The organism is Allohahella sp. A8 (assembly GCF_047946665.1).
In the GTDB taxonomy this organism is placed as follows: Bacteria; Pseudomonadota; Gammaproteobacteria; order Pseudomonadales; family Oleiphilaceae; genus Allohahella.
In genome coordinates, this window is sequence record NZ_CP172312.1 from 2,915,082 (window position 1) to 2,932,531 (window position 17,450).

The window sequence follows — 17,450 nt, forward strand, 5'->3', positions numbered from 1 at the left end:
GGGTACCGCTGATGAAAATCGAACAGCTGCGGGTACTGCATGCCATTGTCACTACCGGTAGTTTTCGTGAGGCGGCAGCTACACTCCATCGCTCTCAGCCTGCGCTGACTCAAGCGATAAAAGTGCTGGAGGCGGAGATCGGCCTCACGCTGCTGTCGCGCGAACATTACCGACCTGTGCTCACACCAGCAGGAGAAGCGTTCTATCGACAGGCAAAAACCGTTCTAGCCGAGATGCAGGTCCTCTCGAATCTGACGCGCAAGCTGGCAGCATTCCAGGAGCCTCAAGTCACCCTGTCTGTCACAGCTACGTGTCCGCTAAAGCCTTTGCTGGCGACAGTGGACGAAACCATTCAGCAGTATCCCGATACGCATATTCGGCTGCTGAGTGATGCCATGGGCGGCGCCGCTGAGCGGCTGATGAACGGTGAGGCAGACATCGTCGTCACTACCATGGATGGCCTGTCGACAGAAGAGGTTGAAGCGCTCCCATACATGAGGATTGAGATAATCCCGGTCACCCGCCCAGACTACGGTCCAAATCGCAAGTCGGGCAGGATTAGCACGGTCACCATGAGCAGGTTCACCCAGGTGATCACCTCGGGAACAGGCCGCGGTACTTTCGAGCAGAGCCGCGATGTGCTCAATGGCACGCTGCGCTGGACGGTCGCTGATTTCGCGGCCAAGAAAGAAGTCATCATGGCAGGTATGGGCTGGGGTGGTTTGCCAGAGCATATGATCAGGTCCGAGCTGAAGGCCGGCAAGCTCGTACAACTTGATCTTGCAGAGTTTCCACCTCGTCACTCGTCGCTGTATCAGATCCGGCGCAGGGACCACCAAGCGGGCATGGTGGGGACTACCCTGTGGGAAGCGCTACAGAATTCGGCTAACCGTCGATAACTGCCTTGCGCTGCCTCTCATACTCCTCGTATGAGCGGTCAACGCCCTCCATACACTGTTCGTATTCGGAAGCTGGAACCTTCAGGCAGTCGGTACGCTTGTTGTATTGAATGTTGTCGTAAACAGCCTTGTTGTTGCAGCCTACGACACTCAGGAGACTCAAAAAAATCAATATCGCCTTCATAGATCAATTCCTCCTCGTAACCTGGCTTGGCGTGCAGCCAGAAACTCAAGAACTCCAGAGCCTGCAAACTTGCCACTGGCCATGCAGGCGGTAATCAGGTATCCGCCAGTCGGCGCCTCCCAATCGAGCATCTCTCCGGCACAGAATACGCCTGGGATTGCTTTCAGCATCAGATGCTCATCGAGTCCTTCAAAGCATACGCCTCCTGCACTGCTGATAGCTCGATCAATGCTGAAAGGTGCACCGAGATTTATCGGAACAGCCTTGATCAGCCGAGCAAGCTGAGTCGGATCGCTCATTGTGCTGGTGCCGCCGAATTCCCTGAGTAGGCTTGCCTTCACGCCCTCCAGCCCCGCCTTGCCCTTGAGGTGTTTGGCCATGGAGTTCTTCCCCCTGGGCTCGGCAAGTCTTGTCGCCAATTGGGCTTCGCTTCGCCCAGGAGTGAGGTCCAGCCACAGCGTCGTCCCACCGTGCTGGGCAACCTGCTCACGCGCGGTGGCAGAGAGGGCATAGACCAGCCCGCCTTCGAGGCCCTCTTCCGTGACCATCAGCTCGCCGCTTTTCCAGCCATCTGCGCCTGCAGCCGACGTTCCTAGCCGGGCGCGAACAGACTTGATTGGCTGCCGCGCATAGCGGCTTTTGAAGTGCTCGCTCCAGTTTACCTGGAACCCGCAATTGCTGGGGCGAAACGGGACAATGCTCACGCCGCGGTCGCGTAAGCAGGGTACCCAGCGCGCATCTGAACCAAGTTCTGGCCAGCTTGCTCCACCCATGGCCAAGACCGTAGCCTCCGGTCGCAGCAAAATCGAGCCCTGAGCCGTTTCGAAGTGTAAGGCCTTACCTTCCCAACCTAGCCATCGCGAGCGCATATGGAACTGCACCCCCATGCCCCGCAGACGCTTGAGCCATGCCCGAAGCAGTGGCGCCGCCTTCTTGTCCACCGGAAACACCCGCTGTGAGGAGCCGACGAAGGTCTCGATACCCAGCTCGTGAACCCATTCGGTGAGCTGCGCTGGCTTAAGCATCTCGAGCATAGGGGCGATCGCGCCATTGCGTTCACCATAACGTTTCGCAAAGTTCGCGAGCGGCTCTGCATGGGTGATATTCAAACCACCGATGCCCGCGCGCAGAAGTTTGCGACCGGCACTCGGCATGGCATCAAAGACGGCAACCTCATGACCGGCCCTGGCAATGACTTCCGCCGCCATCAGGCCTGCAGGGCCTGCACCGATGACAGCAACGAGTGAGGACAAGTTATGGTCTTGCATAGTGAGATCTGCTTAATGACAGCGAACTGTTTCACGATGGTAGCACGGAACGAAAACTTCCCATCGCTGAGGGCTGCCTCAGACGACTAAAGCTGGCACCCGTGCAAATAGCTGCCGCAGCATGAAGCCAGTGATGAGGTTCACACTTACGATGCGATCATCAGAAAGTTCAGGTCTTTGCGCCTTCAACCACTTTACTCTCCCCCGCAATCGGCGCCTGAGCCTTCGGTCACGACGAAAAAGGCAGGGCACACAAAGATATTAGTGGGAGACAAGATGAAACACTTCGGTCTGTGGCAGGTCGCATTGCTGCTCATATGCACCATCAATATGGCTCATGCAGCCAGCACTCTGAGCGTCAACGAGCAGCTGTACTCGAATCAGTATCTATCTTCCGATAATGGAAATTATCGTCTCTATCTTCAAGGCGATGGCAACCTCGTGCTGCGGGACTGGAGTAACAAGGCATCGCTTTGGTCGGCAGGCACCCACGGCAAAGGTGGCGTCCGGCTGTCCTTGCAGGGCGATGGCAATCTGGTGCTTCGTAATGCAGCGGGCACAGCAGTCTGGTCTACCCGCACTGCCAAAACCGACGCACAGCGACTCGTTATACAGAATGATGCCAACCTGGTGCTCTATAGCAGCAGCGGCAATTCGCTCTGGTCTACAGGCACTGCGGATGGTTGGGGAGGTGACAGCGCAGGTAGCGGATCTGATGAAATGGTGAATGTTCTTCAGCGTATACAAAGCGCGAATGGCACCATCATCCTTGATTGGGACAGCACCATAGACATCGATGCTGACTATACAATCGGCAATACGGCACCGCAGTGGCTCAATGCCTTTGCTGAAGCAGGCGTGGATGCCTGGCTGGTGACCGGAAATGGAAACAGAGCCAGGATCGAAGCCGCAGTCTTGACGGCGGTTCGCCCAGAGCACGAGAGCTACTGGAAGAACCTGCTAAGAAGCAAAGCCTATTATGGTGAAGGCACAGGTACCAAGGAAGACAAGTACGCTCTCATAGTTGGCAGCCGCGCCAAATGGCAATTCATGGTCGTGGATGACGCGCGGGCAAATATCGAAGACTTCGAGGCGGTAACTGATGGCGAGGGTTATCTTTACGAGCCTGACAACGGATACGCTACATACAACGAACTCTCAGGACACCTGCCACGCTTCCTGCAGCAGTTGCGGGACGCCTCCGGCTCTTCTGGCACCGGCGACGCCGTAAGCGGAATTCAACACATCAACACCACACAGGTCTGGGACAGCAATGGCCAGGGTGTGCGAATCAATCGCCCTTCAGGCACAAGAGCTGGTGATCTGCAGGTACTCGTCATTCATCGAACTGACGATCACCTACCCTTCGAAGTCTCTGGCTGGAAGCGCGCCGCCGAATGCTACAAAGAAGACAATGGCTACCAATGCCTCACGGTGGCGGACTGCACCAGCAGGAGCGGCAACTTCTGCGATCGCTTCAGCGGCAAGTATCGTGGCCGCGATCTGGCACAGGTCGTCTTGTACAAGACAGCGGGTTCCAGCGAGCCCAGCAACTATAGTTTTGATTTCAACAAGGATACTTCGGGCCACCCGGGTTGGGCCATCCTGACCACGTTGCGTGGTGCTGACACCGGCAATCCGATTCGAGATACGGCGACTCGTGGCTGTGACGGCAATTCGGACAGCCTGTTTCCTTCCGTGTATGGCAAGCGGGGTGACATGGTGTTGTTGTCGCAGTCTTTTGACGATGCTGTCAGTAAGAGCAGGTTCAATCCGCCAGACAACACCATGACCTTTGGCTATGTGAGCAACAGCGATGAGGCCGGCTTCCTGTTTGGCGGTGTGCTCAGCCGCGATGGAGAGACCGGCGCCATGAAGACCCATGGTGAAGGCGCTTCGAGTTGCAAGGACGCGCTCGTATCCCTGACAGTTCGCGCCAGATAGGCACGGCATTGAAACGCCTCCGGCCTCATACACCGCCGATAATCATTTCAGCAATAGCCGCAAGCCTGAGCCTGATCTGGCTATTCAGTTTACCCGACCCTCAGTCGCGTCTCATGCACAGACCGTCAGGATCAGCGACTGAGCACGCCAGTACGATAGCGGACCCGGAGACGGCTATCGGCGACCACGAGCATAGGAGCGTTGAAGCGGCGGTACCGGCCTGGTCGGATACAGGTCCAGACTCACTTTCCGCCTTGGCATCACAGTTACTGATCGAATACGAAGCGCACGAATTCAATCCCGAAGCCAAGCAAGCCATGCGGGCTCTCCTGCGCAGTATCATCGATTCCGACGATGGTCGGGCATTGATCGCCACGCTATTCTTCTCATCCGTGAATCCCGCCATCGCCGCAAGTATCTACGATCTGATCCTCGATGCTGACCTGAAGGATCCGACATTGATCGTCACACTGATAGAACGGGATCAGACCGAGTTCGAGGTCGAGTTCAAAATGCGCCTGATCGATCTGATCGCTGACCTCAATACCAGTCATATCAGCCCGTATAGCGTCGAAATTGACGAGTTTCTTGCGGAAATGGCAGTGCATCCTGATCAAGGCCTCCAAGATGCTGCAGCAGCCCAGTGGGCCTGGTATGTGAGTCGCCACAAGGGCATTGTGCCGGTGCTTAACAGCTATCTGTTCAGTCACGGTCGCCAGACGAGAGCAGAAATTTACGAAATGATCGAGCTTGAAGCTGTGACTGATGCGGCCGAAAAACGGGAAGTCGCGAGTGCTCTCGAGGCACTCATTCATGCAGATTATCTCAAGATACAAGCCGAGGAACTCGACAAAGTGCGGACCCTGATTGCACGGCTCTCGGTGGAGTAGTGACCTCCGAAGTGTTCGCAAGATTGCAGGCTCAAGAGAAGCGCATCTCAAGAACAACACCTTAGAAACCTGGACAGTAGTACCCGGAGATCATATGAGACACAGAATCTGTTTTTTTCTGCTACTGAGCCTGGTCATGGTGGCCAGCGGTGCCGCAAGTGCAAAAGATCGCCTGCTCTCAGGCGAAAGCCTTGGAGTAGACAGTTACCTGAATTCGGGTAATGGCAATTATCGCTTCAGTCTGCAGGGCGATGGCAATCTCGTGCTCAGGGCGCAGAGTTCAGGGCAATCGCTCTGGTCCACTGGCACCCATGGCCAGGGCGGTGTACGGCTTGCTATGCAGAGTGACGGGAATCTGGTTCTCCGGTCCACAAGCGGAAAGGCGATCTGGTCGAGCAAGACCGGCGGCTCCGGCGCAACGAGACTGTCCATGCAAGGCGATGGCAACCTTGTTCTCTATAGCGCCAAAGGCAGCCCTGTCTGGTCAACCGGGACCAGTGGTGGCGTAAGCGTTCCAGCTCCGGTAGAACCCGTTGAGCCAGTTGTTCCTGCTGACATCGCGCCTGCCTCGGTAAGCAACACACTGACCACCAATCAAACACTGAGCGCCAACGAGTATCTCCAGTCGACCAATCTCGCTTATCGGTTCAACCTGCAGGGAGACGGTAATCTGGTGCTCAGGGCACAAAGTACAGGACAATCGCTCTGGTCATCAGGCACTCATGGCAAGGGTGGTGTTCGCCTTACCCTTCAAGGCGATGGCAATCTGGTTCTCCGTACATCAACAGGCTCGGCAGTCTGGTCCAGCCAGACCAACGGCAGCGGCGCAGCGAAGCTTGCCATGCAGGACGACGGCAATCTTGTACTCTATACCGCCGTGGGCAACCCTGTCTGGTCGACAGAGACGAGCACTGGCCACACGAATGGCGGTGACACAGGCGGTGGTACCGGTGGTGGCAGTAATGGGGCCCCAGACGGCGGCACGGGCGGTAACTCGGGCGGCGGTACAGCCAGCAGCCGAGGCCAGTTTTCTGCGCCGAGCTCGGCGCTTTACGCACTTAACAGCAACCGTCAGCTCGGCTTCCCCCGCCATATCGACACAGGATTTGGCGGCAACGGACACTCCGAAACCTGGGACGGTCGAATCTTTGTTCGCACGCGGACCGACGGCTGGTTCGCCAGCGCATTTCGTCCAGAACGTATCGTCAGAAGTGCCGATGGCAGTGTGCGCTTCGACCAGGGGGCTTTTGGCAACAGCATTGCACTCGAGCTGAAGACAGAAGCTCCCGATATGCAGCACAACTGGCTGGCGATCACACCTGATCCTGCCGTTTCCGGAGAGAACCCCTACCCATCCAATGCCAACGGCAGCTATCAGGCAAGCGGTTCGTACCGCACCTACAAAGCGATGGTCTACCATACGTCATTGCGCAACAACGACAATGATCAGATGGGGTTTCGTCGCGCCACCTTCATCATCAGCAATGCCAACACGCCAGACGCGCAGTTGGTCAAGGCGGACTTCACCAGTGCGTTCAGTCGCCTGCGGCTCCAGAACGGCGCCGACTTCCGCTGCATCGAACCATCCGTGACGATGGATAGCCTTCTGATCGTGTGCCAGGGTCACCCTGACAACAATGGCAGGATCGATAACCTCGTCTACAGCTGGAACAATGCACGCGGTTCGGCGACAAACTGGACGGTACCAAAGTCGATTGCGAGCATGTATTTCGATGATCGTAATGCCAATGTTGCAGGTCTGCCTTTCCGGGTGCGTTTCCCGATTGCCGGACAGCCTATTCTGGATGCCCAGGGCAACCCTTACGCGCGCGGTGAACTCGTCAAGGGTGCTTATCCCTGGATCAGTCATGACGGATCGGAACTTTTCTATCAGTCGTCACGCGCGGGCATGAGTGCGCGGCGAACCGGCACCAGTGTCGTTGGTCGCTGGACGGGTGGCGTCATCCGACACATCGACGGTCCCATCAATCGGGACAGACATAAAACCTCAAGGCTGTTCCTGTCCTCACCCGGCGCCTTTACCACCATGTGGCAGCCCTACAAACGTATAGCCAATCTTGCGATTCCCTATGCTGTGCACGGACCTGCCTACCCGATTTTCGGCTCCAATTCGCAGGATTATATGGAGGTGGGATTCGACGATTACCTTGACGGTAACTACGTCATGTACCTGGCAATGAACGAACAGCTCAATCGCGCTGGCGATTATCAAGTGACCAGAACCAACGACACATCTGGCAATTTCAACAACGCCACCCTGGTCGGTGCAAGGTTCCCGGTTGAGTATAATGGACAGGACGAACTGGTTGGCCGTTATGGACAGGGCATCTATTTCCGCAACGGCAACTATCTGAGTGTTGATCGCAACGAGGCCTGGGAGTCCCTCGCAAAGGGCAGCTCGGTAGAATTCTGGATTCGCAAGATTTCAGCCTCCGGCACGGTACGTCTGTTCACCATGCAGGGAGGTCTCGAAGTGTATCTCAGGAACGGCACTGGCCTGACTGCAGCCGCGATCGACACGACCGGCCGACGGGTCGAACTGAGTGGTGGCAGCGTGTCGTCCACCGGCTGGACGCATGTAGGTTTCACCTTCGACGCAGACAGTCGGCGGATGGCCCTGTATATCGATGGCAGGCGAACGGCCTCCAGCACAGCCGCCGCATTCGGAACCTTGCGTACAACAGGTGCGGTAAGAGTCGGGCCAGAAGACTCGAACGCGCTGCTCATCCTGGATGAAGTCAAGGTCTCCAATGTCTCGCGGCGGCCCGACGAGCTCGCGTACAGCGCCAATATCGGCACCAACAAGGCGCCGTCTTCGGCGCTGGCGAGCGCGGTGCCATCGCATCTTCGCTCATTGCTGAACGTGGCCACCGGTATAAGTCGTTTCAGCACAGCTGCAGCAGATCTCGGAGAAGATCTGTTCGATGATGAGATCCTCTCGAAGCAGCGGACCACAGCCTGTTCGACTTGCCACATCGCCGGCATGGCATTCACCGACGGAAAACTGATCGCCCGAGGCAACGAGCCCACCGACGCTGGCATCCGAAACACGCCTACGCTCTTCAATCGGCTATTTTCTACCCTGCAGGGCTGGTCTGGCGAAGCCGGCAGACTGGATACGCAGGCCCTTATCCCAATCTCAGCCGCTCACGAGATGAATCTACCGTTACTCGAAGCGGTTCAGCGCCTTCGCTCGAGCAGTAGCTATGTCGGTCGATTCCAGCAAGTCTACGGTGAGCAGCCGTCCGCAGACAATCTGGCCGCGGCACTCGCCAGTTTCCAGGCACTGCAGTTCGCTCCGAAAAGTCGCGTGGACGAGTACAGGGAGGGAAATCGTTCGGTACTTTCGGCCGCTGAAGTCCGTGGACTGGATCTGTTCGAGGGGAAGGCGCGTTGTAGTGGCTGTCACGCGGGCGTGAACTTTACTGACGAAAGCTTCCGCAACAACGGTCTGGCACCGAACAGTGACCTCGGGCGGGCCGACGTTACCGGTCGTGACCGCGATTACAGCTTGTTCAAGGTGCCTACTCTCAGAGCGGTCGCAAGCACAGCGCCCTACATGCATAACGGTAGTTTCTCGACATTGCGTGCGGTGGTAGAGGCGTATAACAAAGGTGCACAAGGCGTCGCCGAGCGCGACACCGACATCCGTCCGCTCGAACTGAGCGCTCAGGATATCAGCGATTTGACTCTATTCCTCGAGGCCTTGTAGCGCGCTAGCGGAGGCGGCGGGCATGCTGGCTACGGCACTGCCCGCCGCATCTCATCAACGAACTGGCAGTTCGGACAGACGACGGTCGAAAAGTTTCTGCCGCAGCCCACTGGCCTCGTAGCGTGTCAGCCCCTCATTGAACTTCTCAATCAAGGCTGCGCTGTCAGAGTCGGATTTTGGTGCGAGGAGATGCAGTGTCAACTCATCCGCTATCTCAGGGACAATGTCCAACTTGATAGATGCCGCCGCCAGTTCAGGTGACGATCTTATCTCGAGCAGGCCAACCGATTCGCTCGTCATGACCACATCTACCCGATCTCGAACCAGCATGCGGAAGCAATTACCAATGCCGACTGGCCGTACCACCTCGAATGACACCTGCTTCAGCATCGTCTCTACCAAGTCGATCGAATAGCCTTGCGGCCTGCAGAGCGTCTTGCCTTTCAGGCTGACCACATCACGAAAGGCAGGTGCCTTGGCACCAGAAAACAGTGCGTTGCGTACTGAGAAAAGGGGTGCGCTGTAGAGAAAGTTCTGCTTGCGTTCCAGCGTAGGCACATAGGGAAAGGTCGCGTCATGCTGACCCTGCTGGGTCTCGTACAAGGCGCGGGCCCAAGGTTTACTCTCGATCGAGACGGTCTCGCTACCGATGAGTTCAAATACTTCACGCACCATTTCCGTGGCGATGCCTCCGCCAGGGAGCGCCGTATCGACCCACGGCGCATATTCATCGCCAGTGATCAGTCTGACAGCCTGTGTGGACGTGGGAAACGTCAGACACCCGAATATGCCGACAAGGTGAATGAGGGACCCGCGAGCCATACTCAGCAGACTATCGTAGACTTGCGGCATAGCGTTAGATTGCCCCTCTCTGTTTATAAGGTATCCAGTCTAGAGCATCGCGGCCTGGATACCGTTCCGTTTGAGCACTCTTATTTCGGTATTGTTCTTGGCAGCGGACGGACTGCCGCCAGTCAGCTCGCGATAGACTCTGGAAAACTGCGAATAGTCACAAAATCCTGCAGCGATCGCGGCGTCTGTGAGCGAATGGCCAGCCGTAAGATTTTCTGCTGTGGCGAGTACCCTCCACCACAACCGGTAGCGTCGAATCGGCGTGCCGGTTACGCTTTTGAATAGCTGGATCAATCGTGGCACCGACAGGTTCACCTGACGCGCCAACTCGGTTACGGATATGTTATCGGCATAATTTTCCCGAATGAGTTCTGCGGTTCTGACAATACGCTCGTCACATGGCGTGCTTGCGCCACACTGACCGATCCATTCCTGGAACTGATCGAACGCATCTTCGGTGGCCGGTCGCTCTCTCGAAAGATACTCGGCATCACGAATAATCGACTGCTCATGCTCAATACCTGTGAAGAGACGATTGGAGCCAAAGGCTACTTCGCTCTTCATACGAGGTATCAGGCGCCCCAAGTCAGCGTCCATATCGTCGAGGAAGCTCATCGCCACCCGCGCACCCTGGGTATTGATTGTGACATCCATACCAGCAGGAATCAGGAAACTCGTGCCCGAATGAATCTGTCTGCTGCTACCGTCGACCAGCTGCAGCTCATCATCGAGCGACACGAGCAGCGTGGAAACGACATTCGTGCGCCGGAATATCGATTCAACCCGACCCACATAGAGTGAGCGAGCTGGGGATGTGTAGATGATCGCCTTTCGGAGGGCCTGGGACATTTCAATGACCTAACACAGCTTCCAGCGCGGCGGTCCGGCCGTACGCGGCAAGCCGGGATTGATTCGATTCATCACAGAAGTTTGCAATACATGACACTACAAAACATTAACCTTCTGACAGAAAAGGTCTAGTTGCGACGGAGCGCACTTCTTTCAGGTGACAAAAGTCACAGTCTCGGCAGCTTGGCCGTCTGCAGGATAGGCTACACTGACGACCTGACCGCCGCCTGGCCCCAAGCAGAGGACCTTTCGTCATCCATGAATGATGCTCAGAAGACTAAAGACCAACTGATTCGAGAGCTTCACGAACTTCGCTATCAGTTGTCACTCGACAGTGATGCTCAGCGCCAGGAACTGGTAGACATCAATGCCCTCCTGCTTGCCATCAACACTACACTCAACCTTGACGAAGTCGTCGAAAAAGTAATGGATGCGCTTCGACGCGTCTTCAGCTTCGATCAGATATCGATTTTCCTATACAACGCTGAAACAGGCTCGCTGGAGGTCACACACTGGTATGGTGAAGGCGTTACCGACAAGCTGAGGGAGATTTTCGAGGCCTATCCCCTGTCGATCGACTGGGAAGACGTCTATTTCGTGAAAAGCTTCCTTGATAGTGAGCCCAAGACCGTCAACAGAATCAGCCCAGAGCTACTGGCCCAGTATTCAGAACGCGATCTTCAAATGTTCGAATGGAATCCCCACAAGGGTATCGCGATCTTCCCGCTGGAGGTTCAGGAAAAGGTCATCGGCATCATAAACTTTGTAAATACGCTGGAGCCCTTCGCGCTCCGTCGACAGGATGTCTACCGCATCGGACGCTACGTCTCTGCTATCGCAACGACGATCAACAATGCCTATCTGGTCAGAAAGACCAGTTATGCGCTTGAGCAAAGTCGAGCAAGAGAGCGGGAGATAGCTCACCTGAATCAGGTTATCTTGACCACTGCGTCCACCTTGGACCTGGACGCAGTATTTGCCGCTATCTCGCAGGGGCTGAAGGATATCTTCGAATTCGATGCAGTAGGTATCCAGCTTGTCGACAACGAGAGAAACCTCCTGAATATTCACAAGGTCTACGGCGACGTCATCACCGATGAGCTCCTGGAGCAGTGGTGCAGTCTGGAGATCACCACACGAAGGGATGACAGTGCGTCCTCCTATACATTCGCTACAGGCGACACCTTCTACTTCCCACGGATTTCTCCGGATGACCCTTTCACGGAGACAGATTGGCGCATGTACAACATAAAGCCATTCTCTGCCTACCTGGCCCTTCCGCTGATTATCCAGAACGATACCATCGGGGTCATCAGCTTCTTTCGCGCAGAACAATTCTTTGATCTGGACGAGACGGATCTTGCCCGGATCAGACGCTACGTGGCCTCACTTTCCACGGCGATCAACAACGCGCGCGTTCATGAGTTACTGAAGCATTCAAGCGCTAACCCACGATAAATGATGGTCGGCGAGCACGACTGAATTTCAGTGTCTGGATAGATAACGAACCGGCACCTGCTCAGTGAGCCATACACCATTGTCAGCCTGGTAGAAAGTGAAGCCATCTTGCGCCATGCGGCTCGCATCGACGATGAGTACTGCGGGAAAGCCGTGGCGGGTGCCGACTGCTGTCGCGGTCTCGGGATCAGCCGAAAGATGCACGTACTGCCGGCGCTGCGGTTTCAGTCCTGTCTTAAAAATGGCTTTCAGATAGCGCGAGGCGGTGCCGTGATAAAGCTTGGCGGGCGGTGACTTGGGAGATAATTGAAGATCGACCGATACCGAGTGGCCCTGACTGGCTCTGATTCGCAGGCCATCGGATGAGAGCGCAAAACGCTGCTTGTCACTGCCAGACACAATGGCTAGCAGCGTAGCTCGATCCAATCCGGTGACTCGCCCGGCAGTGGCAGCCTTCTCGATAAGTTCGTCCACATTGGCCCAACCCTGCGAATCGAGCCGGAGACCAATGAGTTCCGGGCGATGCCGAAGTACAAGGCTGAGGAACTTACTGAACCTGACGAACGCCTTTTCACTGATCAAGTTACGCGTCCAATACGGTTTCAGTCACAGGCTTTCTCGCCCTCGATCGCCGTATCACACAGCTTCACGGTAGCCATGTAATTCTTCCAGGTCTTGAGCTGTTCAGGTGACGGTCGTTCCGTCCAGCTACGGGCAAAGTGGTACAACGCTTCCTTGCCTGATATCACTTTGTTAAGCAAATGACGCTCGCTGCCGTCACTCAGCTGGCAGGACGATATCCAGAGAATAGTTCTATAGCCGTTTTCCAGCCTCGGTGAGGCATTGGACGACCCGAAGCTTTCGCACTTCTGTGCGCCAGCCTGGTCATCAGTGGCTTTTGCCAGCTCTACACTGGTCTCTGACGCGCCAAGATAGATGCTGCTTCTGAAAACATCGGCGCCTTCGCTGGCGGTCCACATCTGCTGGGACACCCCGCCCTGCTCTCTTGAATAGCTGGTCCATGGTCCACCAGGCATCGGCATTGGCTGGAGCAGGTTCTCGCCGGCCAACCCGTTGCCACCCGGGCTTTTGGCAACGCTCGTGCCAGATGAAGAGCCCTGATGGGTCGCGCAGGCCGAGCTCAACACGACCAAGGCTGAGAGAATAATTATCCGCATGATACCTCCTGAATAAGACGAAGATATCAATCTTTCGAAGACCGCGCAGCATCTGTGATTTTCTGCTGGGCCTTGATGACATTTGCGAAGGGTGAAGGCTGGAATCCAGTATGTGCACGCGGCGGCACCGGTTCACCCTTCTCGTCGAACAGCCTGGAAGATGAGCACCCGCTGCATGGAGCCGGCCCCATCGATATTGACTCTGCGGAACTCAGCTACCGGCACCACGAAAACGGGCTCGCCTCGCTGACCCTTGGCTCCCTTGATAAGTTCCTCGATTGTCCATCGGCGGGAAGCGCGCGGACGGAGTCCGTACTCGCGCTCGATGCTGGCCAATTCCAGAGCCTTTCTAGCTCGCCTATGTTCAAGCCAGACGAGCCACAGCAACACCAGTGCAAGCATTAGCAGGAAACTGGCAAGGATGGTGAGCGTAGCCATATCGTCTCGCCTCTATAGAATCAGTCAAGGCCGGTTACAAATTAACCACAGCAGCATGATGAAATGCTTCTATATTTATAGAACATTTTTTATCCCCCCGGACACAGATATGCACTGGCTCAGCCGTAGTTTGATGAATAAATTGCTCGCAATTGTTGCCGCATCGACAGCCATCAGTCTTGCGGCTGCTTTTTACAATGTTTCGACTGCCAATCACGCAATGGGAGAGATCGAAACGTTGATCGAAAATGATATCGAGCAAGCTCGTCAGGCGCAGATTGCTCTGGCGGATTTCAAGACCCAGGTGCAGGAGTGGAAGAACGTTCTCCTGAGAGGTCGAGAGGACGCGGCCAGAGAAAAGTACTGGAGTCAGTTTCAGGCCAAAGAGGCAGAAGTGAGGAAAGGCGCGCAGTCACTTGCGGATACGCTGCCACCCTCCCCTGCGCGGGAAAGCGCAATCGCTTTCCTGGAAGCGCATGACGTGATGGGTAAAGTCTACAGAAAAGGATACGAGACCTTCGTCAGTAGCGGCTACGACTCTGCAGCTGGTGATCTCGCTGTCAAAGGAATTGATCGGGCGCCTGCTGAACACCTCGACCAGGCCAACACTCTTCTGACGGAGCGCGCGCGGCAACAGGCCGGCTCGATTATCACAGATACTCAATCAGATCTGTGGACTTCAGGTATCGTCCTCATCGCCATAATCATCATGAGTGCTGCGCTGGTTCTCTTCACCGTCAATCGCGCGCTCGTGACGCCGAGCAGATACCTCGTCAGCAGGATTATCGAGTTGAGCCAGGGCCGACTCACCGGGAATATCGATATCGTACAGCGTGATGAGTTAGGTCAGCTGGCAGATTCCGCACGAACACTTCAAACCTTTCTTTTCGAGGTTGGCCAGCAAATGGGGGAAACCGATACCGCCATGCAGGCGGCTTCCCGCTCACTTGATGAGACCGCCAGCCGTCTGGCGGAGCAGGCGGCATCTGCGCGTGACAGAACAGACCAGATGGCGACCGCCATGCAGGAAATGTCTCATAGCGCCCATGAAGTAGCCACACATGCCCATAGCACCGCCAGGGTAACCAGACAAGCTAATACCGACACCAGCGACGCCAGTGCCACAATGGCCAGGGCGAATACCGCGATGGAGCGGCTGGCCGACCAGATCCAGCAAACTTCAAACATGGTCGACAGTTTTTCTGAGGACACCAAGAATGTCGGCAAGGTCATCAATGTCATTCGCGGTATCGCCGAGCAAACGAACCTGTTGGCACTCAATGCCGCTATCGAGGCCGCACGCGCTGGCGAGCAGGGCCGCGGATTCGCCGTGGTCGCTGATGAAGTAAGGTCACTGGCGCAGAAGACTCAGGATTCAACCCAGGAAATTGAGAGTATCATCGCCAAGGTTCAGGCAGGCGCGAAAGGCACTGTCGAGTTCATGAGGTCAAGTCAGACTAATTCGGCAGAAAGTACGGCTCTCTTCACGACTGCCCGAGAGCGTCTGGGCAGCCTTGGCCAGCAGGTCAACGAAGTAGATCAGCTGGCAGAACAGGTCGCGACGGCTGCCGAGGAACAGACGAGTGTTTCGGTAGATATTTCCCGAAACATTACCGTGCTCGCAGACCTGACGGAGTCCACCTTGCGTGAAGCCGACACCGCACAGTCAATAGCGAAGCAACTTGTTCAGCTTGCAGAGCGTGCCCGAGCCAGCGCCCGACGCTTCGACATCAACGCGGCCTGAAGGCGGCCGACGACAGTATCCCCCACCCTGCCCGACTATGATTAAATAGCTCCTGAAGGTGATGATTATTCTCAGGGGAGCGCAGGTATGAAGATCTATTGGTTCAAGGCCCAGGCGCCACGTCGAGTCGTGGCACTGGCGAAGCATCTCGGCATCGAAGCCGAATACATTTGGCTCGATGTTGCGAAGGGGGCGTTACAGGCGCCTCACTATGCTTCGCTCAATCCAAATCTCAAGGCGCCAACGCTCGTTGACGGCGAGCTTGTACTCTGGGAGTCGTCCGCCATTATGGCGCATTTATGCGTCCAGGCAGGCTCAGATATGTGGCCAGTCAGCAATCCTTCTGAACAGGTCGAAATGCTCAAATGGCTCGGCTGGAACGAGAGCCATTGGTCTCCGGTAGTTGGAAATTTTTACTTCGAGTATGTGATCAAACCGATGTTTGGCATGGGTACCCCCAATGTCGATAAGCTCGAGGCAAAGCGTGGGGAATTCGAAAAATACGCGAGCATTCTGGAGGCGCACATGGATGGGCGGGAGTTCGTCGCCTGTAATCGACTGACTATTGCAGATTTTTCGCTGGCTTCAATGGCCTGTTATTGGCGCGAGGCTCATATGCCGCTGGAGCAGTTTCCCAATGTCGTCCAGTGGCTAGACGGTCTTAACAAGCTGGATGCCTGGGCCGACCCCTGGCCCAAATGACATCGAAGCAGACAGCTTTACCTGTCTTCGTTCTTACGCTTCTTGTCCTTCCTGGCAATGGCTTTCTCGTATAGCGCCCGCAAATTTCGTGCATCCTTGCCCTTGCCAGAACCGTGAGACACCAGTACTCGATCCCAGACCGCCTGCTTCTCGTCATCTGAAAACTGTTTCCAAGCTTTCTTTTCCTGCTTCGTGCGACCACAGGCCTTACATACGGCCTGCTTGTCGAATTCGCAGATATCGATGCAGGGTTTCTTGGTAACAGGTTTCACGGTACCTCACTTGTGGCAGTCCAGGCTGTCTCATCCGGCGCCCACTGCCGGGCCTCCGACCAGCGGGTATTCAGGGCGGATACCGGCAACAGTTCCGAGCTGGGAAAATTATAGCGGCGTAGCAGGTTCGCGATTTCCCCATTCTCTTGCGCACGCCTGATGAAGGCATTGATCGTATCAAGGTGCGGTATGAACCGGTCGGCAACAGCACATGAGTACTCAAAGGTATCTGTACGCAGCGGCGCCACCTTGAAAATCTCCCTGTAGACAGGATCTTCAAGAAGATGGAACGAGACGCTGGTGAACTCAATATGCGCGTCTGTGCGGCCAAGCCGGAGTAGTGAAAGCGCCTTTTCGATGCTGTTCACCCTGAGCACTTTGACCCGCTCTTCGTCCATAAGCTGCTTGAGTGGCCCGTGATACTTGAACTTGCTGTACAGGCTCACAGTCTTCCCGGCCAGGTCATCGATGGTCGTAACCGCGTCAGCCATATCTGCACGCATGATAGGCCCCTCGCCCCCCTTGAACAGTGGCATTGTCCAGTGCACTTCGGTCGGCTGGGCCCACCACGCAGGAGACGTCAGACAATTGAAGTCGACGCGTCCGGCAATCAACTCCACCTGAATACGGCCCCCCGGTAGCGGCCTGAACACAGCCTTTTTGTCGAGAGCGTCAGCAAGCAGATGACCGATGTCTCTGATAAGTCCCTGTCGGCCGTCTGCCGCATCAGTCGATGCGGCGAACGGCGGGAGGGCTTCGATCCAGTCGGCGAATATGACGTCGCTCACAGAACCTGAAGGGGCCGCTTCAGGTTGCGGTATCTCCGATGCTTGAGCAGGGAGGAGCAGCGACAAGAGCGCAAGTGAGCAGGTAGTTATGAGCTTGAAAGGCGGCCTGATCGTGCGCTTGATCATGGGGCAAGTGTCCTGATGTCGTCATCGAACAACGACGAGACACTGTTGAAGCGCCGGTCTCGTCACGGACTCCGCTGACGGTTTCATCGAATAGCGGTCAACTGAAAGAGTACTATCGAAGCACT

16 protein-coding genes are annotated in these 17,450 nt (G+C 55.9%); 7 read left to right on the forward strand and 9 right to left on the reverse strand.

Annotated elements, in window-relative coordinates; genetic code table 11:
• Window positions 1-11 precede the first annotated feature (11 nt).
• Window positions 12-899, forward strand: coding sequence for a LysR family transcriptional regulator (locus ACH3PB_RS13025; protein WP_416395506.1), 888 nt, complete (start codon window positions 12-14; stop codon window positions 897-899).
• Here ACH3PB_RS13025 and ACH3PB_RS13030 read toward each other — a convergent pair.
• Window positions 886-1,083: a hypothetical protein gene (locus tag ACH3PB_RS13030; RefSeq protein ID WP_416395508.1), complete on the reverse strand. Its 198-nt coding sequence runs from the start codon at window positions 1,081-1,083 to the stop codon at window positions 886-888. The genes ACH3PB_RS13025 and ACH3PB_RS13030 overlap by 14 nt on opposite strands.
• Window positions 1,080-2,351, reverse strand: a complete 1,272-nt coding sequence (locus ACH3PB_RS13035; protein WP_416395510.1) for a TIGR03862 family flavoprotein — start codon at window positions 2,349-2,351, stop codon at window positions 1,080-1,082. Before ACH3PB_RS13035 ends, ACH3PB_RS13030 begins: the two co-directional genes overlap by 4 nt.
• A gap of 276 nt (window positions 2,352-2,627) precedes the next feature.
• On the opposite strand from ACH3PB_RS13035, the gene ACH3PB_RS13040 reads away from it, so the two are divergent.
• From ACH3PB_RS13040 to ACH3PB_RS13050, 3 genes are all read left to right on the forward strand, one after another.
• Entirely contained in the window at window positions 2,628-4,295 is a 1,668-nt protein-coding gene (locus ACH3PB_RS13040) for a hypothetical protein (protein WP_416395512.1), read from the forward strand.
• Between the two features lie 113 nt (window positions 4,296-4,408).
• Complete coding sequence (locus tag ACH3PB_RS13045) at window positions 4,409-5,185, forward strand: hypothetical protein (RefSeq protein WP_416395514.1); 777 nt, start codon at window positions 4,409-4,411, stop codon at window positions 5,183-5,185.
• Between the two features lie 94 nt (window positions 5,186-5,279).
• On the forward strand, window positions 5,280-8,918 hold the full coding sequence (locus ACH3PB_RS13050; RefSeq protein WP_416395515.1) for a cytochrome c peroxidase: 3,639 nt from the start codon (window positions 5,280-5,282) through the stop codon (window positions 8,916-8,918).
• A gap of 54 nt (window positions 8,919-8,972) precedes the next feature.
• Here ACH3PB_RS13050 and ACH3PB_RS13055 read toward each other — a convergent pair whose 3' ends face one another.
• Both ACH3PB_RS13055 and ACH3PB_RS13060 read right to left on the reverse strand, forming a co-directional pair.
• Complete coding sequence (locus tag ACH3PB_RS13055) at window positions 8,973-9,770, reverse strand: substrate-binding periplasmic protein (protein ID WP_416395517.1); 798 nt, start codon at window positions 9,768-9,770, stop codon at window positions 8,973-8,975.
• 39 nt (window positions 9,771-9,809) lie between these two features.
• Window positions 9,810-10,619: a helix-turn-helix domain-containing protein gene (locus ACH3PB_RS13060; RefSeq protein ID WP_416395519.1), complete on the reverse strand. Its 810-nt coding sequence runs from the start codon at window positions 10,617-10,619 to the stop codon at window positions 9,810-9,812.
• Between the two features lie 258 nt (window positions 10,620-10,877).
• Between ACH3PB_RS13060 and ACH3PB_RS13065 the strand changes: the two genes are divergently transcribed.
• Window positions 10,878-12,077 carry a GAF domain-containing protein gene (locus ACH3PB_RS13065; protein ID WP_416395521.1) on the forward strand — a complete coding sequence of 400 codons (1,200 nt, stop codon included), beginning with the start codon at window positions 10,878-10,880 and terminating at the stop codon, window positions 12,075-12,077.
• A 27-nt stretch (window positions 12,078-12,104) separates the two neighbouring features.
• Here the strand turns inward: ACH3PB_RS13065 and ACH3PB_RS13070 are convergent, their stop codons facing one another.
• The 3 genes from ACH3PB_RS13070 to ACH3PB_RS13080 form a co-directional block, all read right to left on the reverse strand.
• Window positions 12,105-12,659: an RNA 2'-phosphotransferase gene (locus ACH3PB_RS13070; protein WP_416395523.1), complete on the reverse strand. Its 555-nt coding sequence runs from the start codon at window positions 12,657-12,659 to the stop codon at window positions 12,105-12,107.
• 20 nt (window positions 12,660-12,679) lie between these two features.
• Window positions 12,680-13,255, reverse strand: coding sequence for a hypothetical protein (locus ACH3PB_RS13075; RefSeq protein ID WP_416395525.1), 576 nt, complete (start codon window positions 13,253-13,255; stop codon window positions 12,680-12,682).
• Between the two features lie 132 nt (window positions 13,256-13,387).
• Entirely contained in the window at window positions 13,388-13,693 is a 306-nt protein-coding gene (locus ACH3PB_RS13080; RefSeq protein ID WP_416395527.1) for a hypothetical protein, read from the reverse strand.
• Window positions 13,694-13,826: 133 nt separating this feature from the next.
• On the opposite strand from ACH3PB_RS13080, the gene ACH3PB_RS13085 reads away from it, so the two are divergent.
• A complete protein-coding gene (locus ACH3PB_RS13085; RefSeq protein WP_416395529.1) occupies window positions 13,827-15,437 on the forward strand; it encodes a methyl-accepting chemotaxis protein in 1,611 nt (536 codons plus the stop codon).
• Window positions 15,438-15,524: 87 nt separating this feature from the next.
• A complete protein-coding gene (locus ACH3PB_RS13090) occupies window positions 15,525-16,139 on the forward strand; it encodes a glutathione S-transferase family protein (RefSeq protein ID WP_416395531.1) in 615 nt (204 codons plus the stop codon).
• Window positions 16,140-16,156: 17 nt separating this feature from the next.
• Here ACH3PB_RS13090 and ACH3PB_RS13095 read toward each other — a convergent pair whose 3' ends face one another.
• Together ACH3PB_RS13095 and ACH3PB_RS13100 are read right to left on the reverse strand one after the other, a co-directional pair.
• Entirely contained in the window at window positions 16,157-16,411 is a 255-nt protein-coding gene (locus tag ACH3PB_RS13095) for a DUF1289 domain-containing protein (RefSeq protein WP_416395533.1), read from the reverse strand.
• Window positions 16,408-17,325 carry a substrate-binding periplasmic protein gene (locus tag ACH3PB_RS13100; RefSeq protein ID WP_416395535.1) on the reverse strand — a complete coding sequence of 306 codons (918 nt, stop codon included), beginning with the start codon at window positions 17,323-17,325 and terminating at the stop codon, window positions 16,408-16,410. Before ACH3PB_RS13100 ends, ACH3PB_RS13095 begins: the two co-directional genes overlap by 4 nt.
• Window positions 17,326-17,450: the final 125 nt, after the last annotated feature.

Excerpts from the sequence above, each read along its gene's own strand:
- ACH3PB_RS13025 (WP_416395506.1), top strand. The coding sequence starts at position 12 with ATGAAAATCGAACAGCTGCGGGTACTGCATGCCATTGTCACTACCGGT.
- ACH3PB_RS13085 (WP_416395529.1), top strand. The coding sequence starts at position 13,827 with ATGAATAAATTGCTCGCAATTGTTGCCGCATCGACAGCCATCAGTCTT.
- ACH3PB_RS13040 (WP_416395512.1), top strand. The coding sequence starts at position 2,628 with ATGAAACACTTCGGTCTGTGGCAGGTCGCATTGCTGCTCATATGCACC.
- ACH3PB_RS13050 (WP_416395515.1), top strand. The coding sequence starts at position 5,280 with ATGAGACACAGAATCTGTTTTTTTCTGCTACTGAGCCTGGTCATGGTG.
- ACH3PB_RS13030 (WP_416395508.1), bottom strand. The coding sequence starts at position 1,083 with ATGAAGGCGATATTGATTTTTTTGAGTCTCCTGAGTGTCGTAGGCTGC.
- ACH3PB_RS13065 (WP_416395521.1), top strand. The coding sequence starts at position 10,878 with ATGAATGATGCTCAGAAGACTAAAGACCAACTGATTCGAGAGCTTCAC.
- ACH3PB_RS13080 (WP_416395527.1), bottom strand. The coding sequence starts at position 13,693 with ATGGCTACGCTCACCATCCTTGCCAGTTTCCTGCTAATGCTTGCACTG.
- ACH3PB_RS13100 (WP_416395535.1), bottom strand. The coding sequence starts at position 17,325 with ATGATCAAGCGCACGATCAGGCCGCCTTTCAAGCTCATAACTACCTGC.
- ACH3PB_RS13060 (WP_416395519.1), bottom strand. The coding sequence starts at position 10,619 with ATGTCCCAGGCCCTCCGAAAGGCGATCATCTACACATCCCCAGCTCGC.
- ACH3PB_RS13035 (WP_416395510.1), bottom strand. The coding sequence starts at position 2,351 with ATGCAAGACCATAACTTGTCCTCACTCGTTGCTGTCATCGGTGCAGGC.
- ACH3PB_RS13055 (WP_416395517.1), bottom strand. The coding sequence starts at position 9,770 with ATGCCGCAAGTCTACGATAGTCTGCTGAGTATGGCTCGCGGGTCCCTC.
- ACH3PB_RS13090 (WP_416395531.1), top strand. The coding sequence starts at position 15,525 with ATGAAGATCTATTGGTTCAAGGCCCAGGCGCCACGTCGAGTCGTGGCA.
- ACH3PB_RS13045 (WP_416395514.1), top strand. The coding sequence starts at position 4,409 with ATGCACAGACCGTCAGGATCAGCGACTGAGCACGCCAGTACGATAGCG.
- ACH3PB_RS13075 (WP_416395525.1), bottom strand. The coding sequence starts at position 13,255 with ATGCGGATAATTATTCTCTCAGCCTTGGTCGTGTTGAGCTCGGCCTGC.